The sequence below is a fragment of the Vallitaleaceae bacterium 9-2 genome (genome assembly GCA_038396585.1).
Lineage (GTDB): Bacteria > Bacillota > Clostridia > Lachnospirales > Vallitaleaceae > UBA1351.
In genome coordinates, this window is sequence record CP121691.1 from 1,765,098 (window position 1) to 1,781,148 (window position 16,051).

The 16,051-nt window shown below is 37.1% G+C and carries 10 protein-coding genes and 1 tRNA gene; 10 read left to right on the forward strand and 1 reads right to left on the reverse strand.

Annotation, left to right across the window (positions count from 1 at the left end; genetic code table 11):
* Positions 1–4 precede the first annotated feature (4 nt).
* The 3 genes from QBE53_08330 to QBE53_08340 all read left to right on the forward strand — a co-directional run bounded on the left by QBE53_08330 (position 5) and on the right by QBE53_08340 (position 5,695).
* Positions 5–2,464 (forward strand): DUF3656 domain-containing protein, encoded by a 2,460-nt coding sequence (locus tag QBE53_08330; protein WZL83105.1) that lies wholly within the window; start codon positions 5–7, stop codon positions 2,462–2,464.
* 7 nt (positions 2,465–2,471) lie between these two features.
* Complete coding sequence (locus QBE53_08335; GenBank protein ID WZL83106.1) at positions 2,472–5,153, forward strand: FtsW/RodA/SpoVE family cell cycle protein; 2,682 nt, start codon at positions 2,472–2,474, stop codon at positions 5,151–5,153.
* An 89-nt stretch (positions 5,154–5,242) separates the two neighbouring features.
* A complete protein-coding gene (locus tag QBE53_08340; protein WZL83107.1) occupies positions 5,243–5,695 on the forward strand; it encodes an NUDIX hydrolase in 453 nt (150 codons plus the stop codon).
* A 168-nt stretch (positions 5,696–5,863) separates the two neighbouring features.
* Here QBE53_08340 and QBE53_08345 read toward each other — a convergent pair.
* Positions 5,864–5,947 (reverse strand) — tRNA-Leu (locus tag QBE53_08345).
* A 177-nt stretch (positions 5,948–6,124) separates the two neighbouring features.
* On the opposite strand from QBE53_08345, the gene QBE53_08350 reads away from it, so the two are divergent.
* The 7 genes from QBE53_08350 to QBE53_08380 all read left to right on the forward strand — a co-directional run bounded on the left by QBE53_08350 (position 6,125) and on the right by QBE53_08380 (position 16,048).
* Positions 6,125–7,546, forward strand: a complete 1,422-nt coding sequence (locus QBE53_08350; GenBank protein WZL83108.1) for an ISNCY family transposase — start codon at positions 6,125–6,127, stop codon at positions 7,544–7,546.
* Between the two features lie 248 nt (positions 7,547–7,794).
* Entirely contained in the window at positions 7,795–8,385 is a 591-nt protein-coding gene (locus QBE53_08355) for a sigma-70 family RNA polymerase sigma factor (protein ID WZL83109.1), read from the forward strand.
* Between the two features lie 30 nt (positions 8,386–8,415).
* Complete coding sequence (locus QBE53_08360) at positions 8,416–9,156, forward strand: zf-HC2 domain-containing protein (protein WZL83110.1); 741 nt, start codon at positions 8,416–8,418, stop codon at positions 9,154–9,156.
* Between the two features lie 9 nt (positions 9,157–9,165).
* Complete coding sequence (gene polA, locus QBE53_08365) at positions 9,166–11,826, forward strand: DNA polymerase I (GenBank protein ID WZL83111.1); 2,661 nt, start codon at positions 9,166–9,168, stop codon at positions 11,824–11,826.
* The gene (gene coaE, locus QBE53_08370) at positions 11,826–12,419 is read left to right on the forward strand and encodes a dephospho-CoA kinase (GenBank protein ID WZL83112.1); all 594 of its coding nucleotides are present in this window, start codon (positions 11,826–11,828) and stop codon (positions 12,417–12,419) included. Before polA ends, coaE begins: the two co-directional genes overlap by 1 nt.
* Positions 12,416–13,990 (forward strand): ABC transporter substrate-binding protein, encoded by a 1,575-nt coding sequence (locus QBE53_08375; protein ID WZL83113.1) that lies wholly within the window; start codon positions 12,416–12,418, stop codon positions 13,988–13,990. The genes coaE and QBE53_08375 overlap by 4 nt, the downstream gene beginning before the upstream one ends.
* 57 nt (positions 13,991–14,047) lie before the next feature.
* Complete coding sequence (locus QBE53_08380; protein ID WZL83114.1) at positions 14,048–16,048, forward strand: cell division protein FtsA; 2,001 nt, start codon at positions 14,048–14,050, stop codon at positions 16,046–16,048.
* The last annotated feature ends 3 nt before the right edge of the window (positions 16,049–16,051 follow it).

Here is a 16,051-nt window from a genome sequence, read left to right on the forward strand (position 1 = left end):
CTTCATGTTAAGTAAAGAAAAACGCCCTGAAATATTAGCACCGGTGGGACATATCGATGCATTTTATGCAGCAATCAAAGCCGGCTGTGATGCGCTATATTTAGGAGGGCTTGACTTTGGAGCAAGGGATTATGCAAAAAACTTTGATCATGATACATTGATCCAAATTGTTCGCTATGCACATTTACGTAATGTAAGAGTGTATTATACCTTAAATACATTAATTAAGGATATCGAGTATAAAAAATTAGATACGGAGTTAAAATTTTTAGATACACTTTGTCTTGATGGCTTAATCATACAAGATTTAGGTGTTTTTGAATATATACGGAAAAACTATCCTACGTTTATACTTCATGGAAGTACCCAATTAAATATTCATAATGTCGAAGATGCACGTTTTTTTTATGAACTGGGATTTGAACGTGTAGTGTTGGCAAGGGAATGTCAACTAGGTGATGTTGAAGCAATTTGTTCTCAAGTTCCCATTGAAGTTGAGACATTTGTTCATGGTGCGCTATGTTATGCATTTAGTGGTCAATGCTTTATGAGTAGTTTTTACGGAGGACGAAGCGGTAATCGAGGTAAATGTGCAGGCCCTTGTCGCCTACCTTTTACAGTGGATAATGCAGATGGATATTTTCTTAGTATGAAAGATCAAATGACGCTTAGTATATTGCCGCAATTAATTCTTGCAGGAATTGATTCCTTTAAAATTGAGGGGCGGATGAAAAATGCCGATTATGTATTTCACGCAACACGTTTATATCGAAAATATAGAGAACTTGCACTTACATGTATCCATGAGAATCGAGTCCATGAATATAGTGTCGAACAAAAAGATATCAATTTATTAAAGGTTATCTATAACCGCGGGGACTTTACACAAGGCTATTATTATGCCCAACCATCTAGCCAAATATCAATCGAGCATCCAAAGCACCTTGGACTGAAGGTGGGAAGCGCAAGACTTGAGAAGCAATCATTAACGCTTACCTTACATGAACCTTTGACAAAGGGAGATGTTCTTGAATGGCATGTACCGACAGAATATATGCATAAGGCAGAACATCCCACAAGTACATTGGATATGGATTGGACTCAAAAACAACTGAATCTTAAGAAAAACCTACCTATAGTTAAAGAAATTCTGGCTTTGTGTAAAGATAAAAAAATCAGTTTTCCGATATATAAAATATATGATCCGGCATTTTCAAAAGATTATTATGCGGCGCATATGGAGCCAATAACTTGGGTTGATGTTCAGGTGAAGGCTAATGTTGGTGAGCCCTTAACTATGAATATGATCTTCATTGATGATCAAGGGATGGAACAATCCTTTCATGTAGAGGGGGTTGTTGTTGAACCGGCTAAAAAACGTCCTCTGGATGAACAACAGTTAAAAAAGCAAATCAATAAAATGGATGAACAAGTGTTTCAATTCAATAAGATTGATGTGTCAATGGGTGGTGATGGATTTGTACCTCTTGGGGCAATCAATCAACTGCGACGCGATGGCGTAGCACTATTAGAAGCGCATAAGCTTAAAATGCAATGGGAGCAAAGAAAGCCTTATCAACTAAAAAACTTACTGCAAAAACAAGTGGAGTTAAAAAAAGAAGATAGAGCGATAAGAAGCCAGCCTCAGATACGTGTGCGTATTGCAACTACGGCTCAATGGAAAGGTCTTAAGGCAAGCTGTCAAAAAGAAAAAAAGGCAATTATTGAGCGAATATATATTGATTATACGGACATGCGTATTGACGAAATCAATAGCATCTTAATAGAGAAAGAGTCGATAGAGCCCAAGGCACAATTTTACTTGGCTTTACCACATGTTGTTTTGACCGCATCGAAAAAAAAGATGCTAGAAGATTTTAAGCAAATAGACATGCAAAAAATAGACGGATTTTTAGTACGCAGCCTTGGACAAATTGAATTGTTAAAAGCATATCAGAAACCCTTGGCCTCAGATTATAATCTACATGCTTTTAATCAAGAGAGTGCTAATTTTTTATCAGACTATTTTGATACGGTCACACTGTCTATTGAATTAAATGCAAGGGGAATGGAAGACATCATTAAACAAGCTCCAAAATTGGACATCGAATGGATTAGCTATGGGCACATTGCATTGATGCACTCTGGCACCTGCGTTTATAAAAGCCGCTATGGAAAATGTGACTATACTTCAAAAGGCCATTCAATGACCCTACAAGACCGTAAGCAAGAAGTGCAGCATGTCATGTGCCATTGTAAGTTTTGTTATACAACAATATATAATGCAAAAGCAACGAATTTACTTGACTATACACAGCAACTCAAAGGTAAACATCGCATTGAATTTACGTATGAATCCGAAGAAGAAGTATATCAAAAAATGATAGAACTTTATCGCAATAATACGATTGGATTTGACGAGAATAAAATGACAAAAGGTCATATTCAACGCGGTGTAAAATAGGTGGATTATGCAAAATCTAAGTATTGTGCTTAACTATATTTATGTTATTATGTTGGCGGTTTTCACACTGAATATAATGGTCACATACAAACTCTCAACAGATGAAAAAAAAGCTTCGTTAACAATGGAGCAAATCATATTGTTTGCTATGTGCTTTTTGGGCCATGGCTATATTCTCTTTAATAATGCAGTCGATCAAAAAGGCTTAACTATATTAGGTCTAAACGTCATTGCTATTGGTTTGTTTGTGTATGGAAGTCAACTTTCCAATTATCTCGAACCGATTGTATGGCATGTTATTGCCATGCTTCATTTAATCGGCTCCATTATGTTGCACAGATTAGATCCGGACCTTGCTTTAAAGCATACTTTATTTGCATGTGTTGGCTTTATAGTGATGGTTGGTGTATTAGCAATCGTTCGCCGCATGAAAAAGATGGACAAACTAACATGGGTATATATCATCTTATCGGTGGCATTATTGTTTAGTGTTAATGCAACCGTCAATGGTGCGACAAACTGGGTCAATATTCGAGGCATTACATTTCAACCTTCAGAAATTGTAAAAATATTGTTTGCATTTTCTTTGGCAGCTATTTTTCACAGTCAGAAAAACTTCTTAGGACTTGTCAAAGGATCTATGTATAGCGGTATGCTTATTCTTATCCTTGTATATCAAAGAGACCTAGGAAGTGCCCTTTTGTTTTTTGTTACCTATATTGTCTTGTCGTATATGTACTATCAAAAAAGATGGTTGCCCTTTGCACAAATCGGTGTGTTAAGTGTTGCAAGCGTTGTTGCATATCAATTATTTTCGCATATTCAAGTACGTATTATCTCATGGTTATATCCATTTAATTATATCGACCGAGAAGGCTATCAAATTACTCAATCCCTCTTTGCATTTGCCCGTGGAAAATGGATGGGCACCGGATTGATGCAAGGGATGCCTAAACGAATCCCGGTAGTAAATTCAGACTTTATTTTTGCAGCAATTGGTGAAGAACTTGGAAGCTTTTTTGTTCTTCTTACTATTTTTTTGTTTTATATGCTGATTATCATGTTGCTTGCCCAATGTCAAAAGAGTAAAAGACGATTTTTTCTATATGCAGGTGTTGGTATGACGGTGATGCTTGGATTTCAGGGCTTTTTGATTATTGGAGGTGTCATTAAGTTGGTGCCCCTTACAGGAGTGACCTTTCCCTTTGTAAGTTATGGAGGAACATCGTTATTGACTTCTATAGGTATGGTTGGCTGTATTGACTTAATGAGCAAATTACCATGTCGAAAAGAAAAATATAGCTATAATGCCCATACATTGATTTCGTTAAAAGTTGTTATGACTATCCTTTATATGGCGCTTATCGGATACTTTATGTTCTTTATCGTTGTTCAAAGTGAAGATGTACAGTTAAATAGTTATAATAAGCGTTTAGAATTTATTGAAAAAGAAATTATTCGTGGATCCATTTATGATAGTACGGGAGAGGTGCTAGCATATACAAAAGTTGAAGGCGATACTCAACAGCGTATTTATCCGTTTGGCAATAGCTATGCCCATGTCGTTGGTTATACGAATCCCGGAAAAACGGGAATTGAAGCAGATTTAAACATGCAGCTTCTAGATAGCAACCAAAACTTCTTACAGCAATTGCTTCGCAATGTCAAAGCACAAGAGCGCCGCGGAAGCGATATACATCTTACACTTAACCATACATTGCAACAAATTGCAGATACTAGTCTTGGTAATCGAAAAGGGGCTGTTGTAGCTATGGATCCGACCACAGGTAAGATCTTAGCAATGGTTTCAAAACCGGACTTTGATCCTAATGTTCTCTATCAAACATATGGCCAATTGTCTACAGATGCTAAAGAGGCAACGTTGCTTAATCGTGTGACGAATGGATTATATCCTCCAGGCTCAACCTTTAAGGCATTGACAGCGTTGACCTATATACGTGAACATTCAGAGCCCTTTTCTTATGTATGTAAGGGGGCGCACCAATTTGCAGAAAAAACAATTCATTGTTATGGTGACACGGCGCATGGTGAAGTATCCATTAAAGAAGCTTTTGCATATTCGTGTAATACAGCTTTTGCGGTCATGGGAGAGGCTGTGACAACAGAGCAGCTTGAAGAGACTGCCAATGATCTGTTTTTTAACCAAGCACTTCCTTATGCGTATAACCATAAAAGAAGTCAATTTGGCTTCCCGGAATATGTGTCTGCTGCACTGCGTGCTGAGACCGTTATTGGGCAAGGAGAAACAATGATTACTCCTTTGCATAATCTAATTATTACAAGTGCTATTGCGAATGGAGGATTGATTGTAGAACCGTATTTGGTTGATTATATTGAGAATCCGAACGGAAAAATTGTTGAACAAACATTACCTAATGGTTATGAGACAACGCTGACAGTTGATGAAATCAAAGCGTTGCGGGAATATATGGTAGCCACAGTTACAATGGGAACAGGAAAAAAACTGCGTAGTGACCACTATAGCGCTGCAGGTAAGACTGGGGCTGCAGAGAATCCTTTTGGAGCGACACATGCATGGTTTGTTGGATTTGCACCCGCACAAGAGCCGCAAATAGCGGTGTCTATTCTGGTTGAAAACGCAGGGTCCAGTGGTGCTAACGCAGTGCCAATCGCAAAAGAGTTGTTTGATGCATATTTATTGAATTAGTGAAAAATTTGTTGCGTGAACACATAAAAGAATGTATACTCTATGTAAGACTTAATCTAGATTAGCACCCAATTACAAGGAGGCATACAATGACTGAAGCAGTAAGTTGTGGCGGGGTGGTAATCCACAGAGGAAAAATTCTATTACTCTATAAGAATTACAAAGGCAGATACGAAGGATGGGTCTTACCCAAAGGTACTGTCGAAGAAGGCGAAGAGTATAAAGACACTGCTCTACGTGAAGTGCAAGAAGAAACAGGCGTTAAAGGTAATATAATTAAATATATTGGTAAAAGCCAGTATTCCTTTCGGGTTGCCAATGATACCGTACTAAAATATGTACACTGGTACTTGATGAAAGCCTACAATTATTACAGTAAGCCGCAAAAAGAAGAATATTTTGTGGATTCAGGCTATTATAAATTCCATGAAGCCTACCACTTGCTTAAATTTCCAAATGAAAAGCAGATATTGGAACAAGCTTATGCGGAGTACCTAGAGTTAAAAAAATGTAATATGTGGGGAAACAAGAAGTATATGTAAAAGACCGTTTATCGGTCTTTTTTCTATTGCTTTTGTTTATGCTGATTCTAGGCAATCAGGAATTAATGGATGTTTTTTTATATAAAAAAAATATGTATTTTTTATATGAGTGGTGTACATAGTGATGTACGACCTTACAAATAAAAATACATATATCTCTCAAAGCAGTGCGGATGGTGGGAGTCGAACCCACACGATGTCACCACCGCAGGATTTTGAATCCTGTGCGTCTGCCTATTCCGCCACATCCGCATGTCTGACGCTTAATGATAATAACATAGGATGGCTTTTTTGGCAAGTACTTTTCTGGAAAAAATTATAAAAATTCTGATTCATATCTGATAATGTCTTAAGTAACCACATTTGATTATGTCCCAAAGGGAAAGGATGTCGTATAATAGAAACTCACTAAACGAACGAGGTTATATTATGCGAAAAATTGAACTTAACATGAAAGAACATCACAAATATGAAATTATCAAGAAACTTGTTGAAACTAACGGTAACAAACTCAATGCTTCCATCAAGATCGGCTGTTCCGTTCGCCATGTGAACCGAATGATTGCCGGCTACAAAGCAAACGGCAAAGGTTATTTCCAGCATGGTAACAAAGGGCGAAAGCCTAGCATCACACTTGATGACGAAACCCGTCAGAAGATTTTGGATCTCTACCGCAACAAGTACTATGATGCCAACTTCTCACATTTCCAAGAACTCTTGGCAAAGTACGAACATATTCAGGTTTCTGCCACAACCATCAACAACATTCTAAGTACCGAATTCATCCTATCACCCAAGGCCAACCGAAAAACCAAACGAAGGATGAAGGAAAGGCTCAAGGCTATGAAAAAAATGGCAAAAGCGAAAAAGGACATCAAAAGAATCGACACTGCCTTGGTCGACATCGATGATGCCCATCCCCGCCGTCCCCGCTGTTCCTTCTTTGGTGAAATGTTGCAGATGGACGCCTCCATCCACCAATGGTACGGTCAGACAAAGTCCCAACTTCACATCGCCATCGATGATGCTACTGGCTCTATTGTAGGCGCCTATTTCGACGAACAGGAGACACTTAACGGCTATTACAACGTATTCCATCAAATCCTATCCAATTATGGAATTCCCTATATGTTTTATACCGACCGACGCACTGTTTTTGAATACAAACAAAAAAGATCCGCTTCTATCGAAGCCGATACCTTCACTCAGTTCAGTTATGCTTGTCATCAGTTGGGAGTTGATATTAAGACCACCAGTATCCCCCAAGCCAAAGGTCGGGTTGAACGGTTGTTCCAGACTTTGCAATCACGCCTTCCAGTCGAACTTCGACTGAAAGGTGTGACAACGACTAAGCAAGCCAACGTATTCTTGAACTCCTACATAAAAGAATACAATGCTCAGTTCGCAATAGACTCCAAGCATATCAAAAGTGTCTTTGAAAAGCAACCCCCTCAGGAAAAAATTAACCTCATTCTTGCCGTGCTTTCTGACCGCAAAATCGATAATGGTCATTGCATCCGTTACAACAAGCATTATTACATGCCAACAGGTCGAGATGGTTTGCCTAAGCACTTTTATAAAGGTACTAAATCTCTAGTTATCCAAGCTTTCGATAACCAGCTCTATACTTCAATCAATGATGAAACCTATGCCCTAAGGCTCATTCCTGAACATGAATACTCTTCGATTAACTTTGACAGCCTATCAAAAATATCCGAGCCTAAGAAGCAAACCATTCCCCCTATCAACCATCCATGGCGCCAGGCTACATTTGCGAACTTTGCAAAACAGCAACGCCATCGGATTGACTTTGAGTCTGCCTGCTATACGCAGGAAGTACTGTCCAACTAGGACGACTCCGGTGCCTGCCTTACGGCGAGGATGGGGACGAAGCACCATAAAGAAAAAAGCCATGCACCTGACAGTGCTAATTATTAATTTTTTTTGGGACATTCTCAAAAACGGTTGACAGTACTTTTCTGGAAAAAATTATAAAAATGTAATTATTTTTTTGATTTACACGAACACTTAATGCAAAAGCATAGTGAATATGGTATAATTGTTTAGAATTTGGGATTACAATGAAGGGAGGCGTTTGGATGGATACAGTTGAAGAAAAACTGATAAAAAAAGCCCAAAAAGGTAATGTAAAAGCTTTTGAAAAATTAATACTTCAACATGAAGATCATATATATGCTATTGCACTCAAAGTGCTTAAAAATGAAGCGGATGCATATGATGCAGCACAAGAAATATGTCTAAAGATATATCAAAAAATAGATCAGTTCAAATTTGAATCGGCATTTAGCACATGGGTGCATCGATTAGCGATAAATACAGCGATTGATGAATATCGTAAAATCAAAAGAAAGCAACAAAAAGAATACTCCTACGATCAGCCAATTACAGATGATAATAATACGATGAAAGATTTTATTGAAGATACAAACGATACGCCGGAGAATAGTGTTGTTCGTCAAGAACAAATTCAGATGGTTTGGCAAGCGTTGGAAAAATTAAAGGAAGAACAGAGAAATATTATTATAATGAAAGATATTGAAGGTCGGTCTTATCAAGAGATTAGTGAATCCTTACAAATCAATATGGGGACGGTCAAGTCACGCTTAGCTCGTTCGAGAATAGCCTTAAAAGAGGTTCTAAAAGACTCATGGGAACAATCTAGCGTTTGAGACGTCTAACAATTGAAAGGAGGAACGGATATGACTGTTTGTAATGAAAAATATAAAGAGCTCATTGCGTTGTATTCAACAGGTGCGTTGACATCTGAAGAAGAAGATGTAGTAAAAAAACACATCAAAGAATGTGATGAATGTAAAGAAGAGTTTGAGATATATCAGGCAATTGAACATGAATTGGATTTATCCATGTATCAGGCACCTAAGACCTTGCATGACGATGTAATGAAGCGTTTACCCCATAAAAACGAAACTAGAGTTGTACGTTATCAGCCATATTTTAGTGTGGCAGCAGCCGTTGTATTTGTTGTTTTGTTGGGTGTTGTTGGCTTAATGAATCCAAATATTCGACAAACAACTTCAGATGAAACGGCAATAGAATATGATATGGCAACAGGAAGCGTTAATGAAGATAATACACAAATGAAAGATAGTGCTCTAGAAGAGGAAAATAGTGAAGTAGAAGCATTTAGTGCAGAAAGTTCTATGTCTATCGCTCAAGACGAAGAGGTGACAGAGGAAGCGGCTGCAGATGATTCTATTGATGCCGGGAATGCACAAGAAAGTATAGAGACAAATGTTATAGTCGAAGAACAAATCATAGAAGACACACCTCAAGCAACGCCTAGAATGGCGATGGAAGCGGTGGAGAATGATGTGGATGAACAAGCGGATGATAATTATCAGATCGTGTTTATCCTAGCGGCAATTATTTTAATAGGCATCGGCGGTGTCTTGATATATCGAAGAGCAAAAAAAAGATAGGAGATTCACATGAATAAATTGTTACTAATTGACGGAAATAGTATTATGAATCGGGCATTTTATGGACTGCCTTTATTGTCAGATGCCAAAGGAAGATATACAAATGCAGTCTTTGGTTTTTTAAATATCTTATTCAAGACTATTGATGATGAGGCGCCTACACATCTTTTGGTTGCATTTGACAGCCACGCGCCAACCTTTCGTCATGAGACATATAAGGAATATAAGGGGAATCGAAAAGGTATGCCAGACGAGCTTCGTAGCCAGATGCCTCTTATTCGTGAAGTTTTAGATACAATGAATATTGCAACATATGTGGAAGATGGAATTGAAGCAGATGATATTCTTGGAAGCTTGTCTTTGCGCTTTGAAGATGAAGGAGAAGTCACGGTGTTGTCAGGAGATCGAGACTTACTCCAGCTTGCAAGTGAAAAAACAAAGATTTCCATTCCTAGAACTAAAGGTGGAACAACAACGACCGAACATTATGACTATAATAGTTTTATGGAAACATATGGATTTACCCCGACACAATTTATTGATGTGAAAGGAATGATGGGGGATTCTTCTGATAATATCCCAGGAATTCCAGGTGTGGGAGAGAAAACGGCACATAAATATATAAAAAAATATCAAACTCTAGAAGGTTTATATGAACATATCGATGATTTAAAAGGCAAGACAAAAGAAAAAGTTGAAGCAAATAGGGAACTGGCTTTTGTTAGTCGAGATTTAGCTACAATTAAGCGAGACTGTTCAATTGAAATTAATCTAGAACAGATGCGTCTAGAAGATTATTTGAATGATCAAACATTCGACCTCTTTAAAGAGCTTAATTTTACACGTTTACTTACACGCTTTGACTTTAAAACAATCGAGGCGGCAAATGATGTAAAAGATTTAGAGTTTAAGGTTTTTGACCAATACCCTTCATATATAGAGACCATAACAAAAGAAGCCAAAGCGCATAAGATAGCATTTTATGCTTATCAAGAAGAAGATTACCTTGGCTTAGTGTGCTTGGTGAAAAAAAGTTCGAAAAATATCCAACGTTTTATTTATGAACAATCGACGCCACTAGCGGATGACTCTAAAATAGGACAAGATTTACTTGCAGTATTTTCTCAAGCCGAGCAGGTGCTTTTTTATGATATTAAAGCATGGATGCATGCGTTTCATATTCCTGAAGAACAAGTAAAATTTGCATTTGATGATGTACATCTAATGTTTTATTTAGCTAAACCCAACAAAGGCGATTATCCACTACTTGATCTTGGATTAAGCTATACAGATATTACATTACATACCTTGGATGATTTATTAGGCAAAGGGAAGAAGAAAGTGGCTATTAACAGCATCGATGCGAGTAAGCGACAAAACTTTTTAGCCCAATGCGTCAGTATCATACATGATAGTTTTAAAGGCCTTACTCAGGCACTGGTTGAAGATGAGATGCTTGGATTATATAATACGCTTGAAAAACCCCTTCTACTTATTTTATACAGTATGGAAAAAGAAGGGATCTGCGTTGATAAACAGGTTTTAACACAATTAAGCGAACGCCTTGAGGTAGAGATCGCAGAGATTCAAAAGCATATTTTTACATTGGCAGGGCATGAGTTTAATATTAATTCACCCAAACAACTAGGGGTTATTTTATTTGAAGAACTTGGTCTGCCAGTAATCAAAAAAACAAAAACAGGATACTCAACGAATGTGGATGTGTTAGAAAAACTTGAGAGCAAACACCCTATTATAAGAGAGATATTACACTATCGACAGTTGACTAAACTAAAGTCAACCTATGCAGATGGATTGTTTCCATATGTATTGGAAGATGGTAAAATACATACAACGTTTAATCAAACGATTGCAAGCACAGGACGGTTGAGTAGTACAGAGCCTAACCTTCAAAATATTCCTATAAGACTTGAAGAGGGACGCCTGATTCGAAAAGCATTTGTACCAAAGCAAGGGCATGTGTTTGTTAGTGCGGATTATTCTCAAATTGAATTGCGGGTTTTAGCGCATTTGTCCCAGGATGATTTATTACTGGAGGCATACAGGGAAAATAAAGATATTCATCAATTAACCGCTTCCCAAGTATTTCATGTACCTTTTGATGAGGTTACCAAAGCAATGCGGCGTAATGCCAAAGCGGTTAACTTCGGTATTGTCTATGGTATAAGTGATTTTGGACTTAGCCGTGACTTAAATATTCCAATCTCGGAAGCCAAAACATATATTCAGGCATATTTTGATAAATATCCAAAAGTCAAAGCGTTTTTAGATTTGACAGTAGCCAAAGCTTATGAAGATGGATATGTGGTTACAATGTATAACCGTAAACGATTAATTCCTGAGTTGTCAAATAGTAATTATATGCGACGTTCATTTGGTGAACGTATTGCTATGAATACACCGATTCAAGGAAGTGCAGCAGATATTATCAAAATCGCGATGATTAAGGTGTATAATCGCCTAAAAAAAGAACAACTAAAGTCAAAAATGCTATTACAGATTCATGATGAATTAATTATCGAAGCGCCGATACAAGAGCAAGAACGTGTGAAGAATTTGTTAATTGAAGAGATGGAAAATGCGGTAATTCTTTCGGTTCCTATGGTAGCAGATGCATCGATTGCAAAGAATTGGTATGAGGCTAAGTAATGCAAAAAGCAAAAATTATTGGTGTTATCGGGGAAACGGGAAGTGGAAAAAGTACATTTTCAAGGTATATACAAAATCTTTATACCTGTTTAGTCATTGATACCGACCAAATCGGACATGACGTCTTAGAAGAAAGCGATATCAAGCAGGCATTGGTTGATCGTTATTCTGAGGCGATTTTATGTCATGGGCTTGTTGATCGCAAACATCTAGGAACGATTGTTTTTCAAGATAAAAAAGAATTAACCTATTTGAGTCAATTGACGCATCCAAGAATACGTGAACATATCGTTCGAAAAATAGAGGAGAATATGCAAGACTATGCCATAATCCTTGTGGATGGCGTTGCACTCGTGGAGGCGAATATACACTTGTTGTGTGATTATATTATCTATATACACACAGCAAAAGAGATTCGATTAAAAAGATTAGTTGAAAAACGTAATATTCCATATGAACGTGCTGAATCTATGATTGCTTCACAAAAATCAGAAGCATTTTATGCGAATAATTCGGATTACACGGTGTCTTTGGATCAGGGGATCGAGTCTAAAAAAAAGGAAATCCAAAATTTGTTACAGGAGATATTATGAAGTATAAGGCAATAGTCATTCTATTTTTAGTATTAATAAGCTCTACTTTTACTGGATGTACGACAATTCAAAGAATCGCTGAATTTAATTTAGATCATTTAACCGTTGAAAAAGAAGTTGTAGAGATAGAATATGAAAAATTACCTGAATCAACCTATGTAAAAGATACGATTGAGCTTTCGATGGATAATGTAAAGACCCTTAATCCTTTAGATGGCGTTGCCTATAATGTGGATCAAGGGTTAAAACTCGTCTATGAAGGGCTTTTTGTTCCGGATGCGTATTATGCGATTGAACCGGTTTTAGTATCCACATATGAACAAATCAATGATACAACATATCGTTTAACATTAAAAGAGCACGTTCAGTTTCATAGTGGAGAAGCACTAAAGGCCGAAGACGTGGTTTATTCCTATAACTACATACTCTTGCAGCTTAATAGTGGATATAGATATGTGAATACATATATTCAGTCGATATCCGCTGAAGATGACCAAACACTTTTGGTAGAATTCAAAAAAAAGGATCGCTATAACCTATATGCACTAACATTTCCAATCATATCTAAGGCATATCTTGAGTCGGCGACATATAATCCAACACTGCCCATAGGAACAGGACCATACCAGTATGAGAAGTTTCAAAATATGATTGAGCTAGTTTTAAAAAAGAATGTGGACTATCATGGTGAACTAGCTAATGTTGAGAAAGTGCGTTTTACCTTCGTTCGAGAATTTGAAGAACAATACAATATGTTTGTGTCAAAACGTATCGACTTAATTGCACCTGTACTAACTGAATGGTCCAACTATTCAGATGATCAAAGTATTCATAAAAAGCTTTTTTTAAGTCCCTATTATTACTATATTGGTTTTAACCATTCAAGGGCGCTCTTTCAAGATGTAAATATGCGCCGATACTTTATGAATGCGATGGATTATAAGACTATTGGTCGAGATATATTTTTAAATCACTTGTTTTTTACGCCGCTACCTATTCATCTTGAGTCTGATATTCAAGGACAATTGGCTTCCTTTGATTTGAACTCAAAAGACACGGTACAAATGCCTGCAACTGCACAGACACAACCTTATCGATTTATATATTTACTTGAAGATGAGAATCAACGTAAAATTGCTGATACCTTTGAAAAATCTATAGATGCTATAGAGGATGGGAAGATGGATATTCTCTTTGAAGGGCTTGCCCGACAAGACTATGAAGCGGCTCTAAAAGAAGGGGATTTTGACATGTACTTGAATGTGTATCAAACAAGTCTTGTCCCTTCATTAACGCAAGTGCTTGGAAGTAACGCTACATATAATTATGGGAAGTATACGAACCCAAATCTTGATGGACTATTGGCCTCATATCGACAAGTCGAAACAGATGAGCAGTATGTTAACCAACTTAATGCATTAGGGGAGCTTATCATGAGTGAACTTCCAATTATACCGATAGGATTTGTCGAAAATGGGATGTTTATCCATGATAAAATTGATGGATTAATCACACCAAATTATTTTCATTTGTATAAAAATATTCAAGACATAAAGATTACAGACCAATAAAAGTATGTTATTATATACATAATGTGGTTTTAAATTCACTGGAGGAAGGAATAAATTATGCAGCAGATGGATAATAATCTGATTTTTGGATTAGATATAGGAACGCGTTCAATTGTAGGAATCTTAGGCTATGAGCGAAAAGATGGTTTTCATGTTGTTGCATCACATATGGAGTTGCATAAGACGCGTTCGATGATTGACGGACAAATTCATGATATTGATCAAGTTGCAATGACGATAAGAAAAGTAAAAGAGGCGCTGGAAAAAAAATCAGGGCAAGAACTAACCAAGGTATGCATTGCTGCGGCAGGTCGTGTCCTTGAAACGATGGAGACATCCGTAACTATTGATATCGATGATACAACAGAAATATCAGAGCAGCTTATACAATCCTTAGAACTTCAAGGAATGGAAAAGGCCATGCACCAGATTAATTATCAAGAGAGTGCAAAGGAGCTGCCTTTTTACTGTGTAGGCTATAGTGTGACAAAATACTACCTAAATAATTTTGAAATGACGAATTTGTTGGGGCATAAAGGTTCAACTATTGGTGTAGATGTTCTTAGTACTTTTTTACCGACAGAAGTGGTTAATAGTTTATATAAGGTTATGGATCTAGTTGGACTTGAAGTCTATAGCTTGACATTAGAGCCGATTGCGGCAATTCAAGTAGCTATACCGAAGGAATTTCGCCTGCTCAATATTGCTTTAGTGGATATCGGAGCCGGTACATCAGATATCGCAATTACAAAAGGTGGAAGCATTATTGCTTATGGGATGATTCCAACAGCAGGAGATGAGATTACCGAAAGCATAGTGCACAAATACCTTGTTGATTTTGCGACAGCAGAAAAGATAAAGATTAAAGCTTCTGGACGAGGCAAAACCGTATCTTTTAAAGATGCAATCGGACTTAAACAAACCATTGAATTACATGAGGTCCGTGAAACGATTGCCCAATCTCAAAAGAATTTGGCAACCCTCATAAGTCAAAAAATTAAAGAATTAAATGGAGATAAGCCAACAAATGCTGTATTTGTTGTTGGTGGTGGTGGCCAACTTAGTGGATTTACTGATTTAATTGCCGATGCATTAGGTATTGTTAAGGAACGTGTAGCATTGCGAGGACGTGACGTTCTAGCAAAAGTAAGCGCAGATGATAAAAATTTTAAAAAAAATCCAGAATACGTTACACCAATAGGGATATGTCTAACCGGACTTAAGAACAATCAACATGATTTTGTTGAGGTTTTTTTAAATGATGAAGCCATTCGAATTTTTAATACAAATCGTTTGACCGTAATGGATATTGTAGCGCTTAAGGGGATTGATCCAAAGTCGTTTATCCCTAAGCGTGGTCAAGGGATACAATATATCTTTGAAAATGAAGAAAAAGTAGTGCGAGGACAAGTCGGTGAGCCGGCACACATATATATCAACCAAAAGGAGGGCGATTTATCCTCTCCTATAACCATGCATGACTATGTGACCATTATTCCTGCAAAAAAAGGAGCCGATGCAAAGGTAAGCGTGGATGCTCTTTTGAAAGGACAAAAATATATTTACATTAATGGGGAACAAAAACTGCTAGAGGTTGAGATTCTTGTCAATCAAATGAAAAAATCACGTATGTATTCCATTCAAAATGAAGATCATATTGAGATTATATATCCTACCTTAAAAGATGTGTTAGCGGCGTTTTCTGTTTCATATACGTCGGTTTTTGTTAATGAAGAACAAGCCAAAGAACAGCAACGGATCTATTTTTCGGATTATATCCATACGTTTGATGAACATATAGAATCAGAACACAGTGAGACGCAACAGATTAAAGTAAAACATGAAGAACCAGAAAATTCCATTTATATAACCGTTAACCAAGAACCCATCGAGTTATCTGGAAAAATGGAGTATGTTTTTGTGGATGTATTTGACTATATTGAATTTGATCGTACAAAATCAAAAGGGACTCTTGTCACAAAAATCAATCAACAAAAAGCAGGCTATATGGATGCTATAAAGCAAGGGGATCATATAGAAATTTATTGGAAAAAATAACGT

What these genes read in the sequence shown, in the direction of transcription:
- coaE (WZL83112.1), top strand. Translation starts at nt 11,826, where the DNA reads ATGCAAAAAGCAAAAATTATTGGTGTTATCGGGGAAACGGGAAGTGGA.
- QBE53_08360 (WZL83110.1), top strand. Translation starts at nt 8,416, where the DNA reads ATGACTGTTTGTAATGAAAAATATAAAGAGCTCATTGCGTTGTATTCA.
- QBE53_08355 (WZL83109.1), top strand. Translation starts at nt 7,795, where the DNA reads ATGGATACAGTTGAAGAAAAACTGATAAAAAAAGCCCAAAAAGGTAAT.
- polA (WZL83111.1), top strand. Translation starts at nt 9,166, where the DNA reads ATGAATAAATTGTTACTAATTGACGGAAATAGTATTATGAATCGGGCA.
- QBE53_08375 (WZL83113.1), top strand. Translation starts at nt 12,416, where the DNA reads ATGAAGTATAAGGCAATAGTCATTCTATTTTTAGTATTAATAAGCTCT.
- QBE53_08340 (WZL83107.1), top strand. Translation starts at nt 5,243, where the DNA reads ATGACTGAAGCAGTAAGTTGTGGCGGGGTGGTAATCCACAGAGGAAAA.
- QBE53_08330 (WZL83105.1), top strand. Translation starts at nt 5, where the DNA reads ATGTTAAGTAAAGAAAAACGCCCTGAAATATTAGCACCGGTGGGACAT.
- QBE53_08350 (WZL83108.1), top strand. Translation starts at nt 6,125, where the DNA reads ATGCGAAAAATTGAACTTAACATGAAAGAACATCACAAATATGAAATT.
- QBE53_08335 (WZL83106.1), top strand. Translation starts at nt 2,472, where the DNA reads ATGCAAAATCTAAGTATTGTGCTTAACTATATTTATGTTATTATGTTG.
- QBE53_08380 (WZL83114.1), top strand. Translation starts at nt 14,048, where the DNA reads ATGCAGCAGATGGATAATAATCTGATTTTTGGATTAGATATAGGAACG.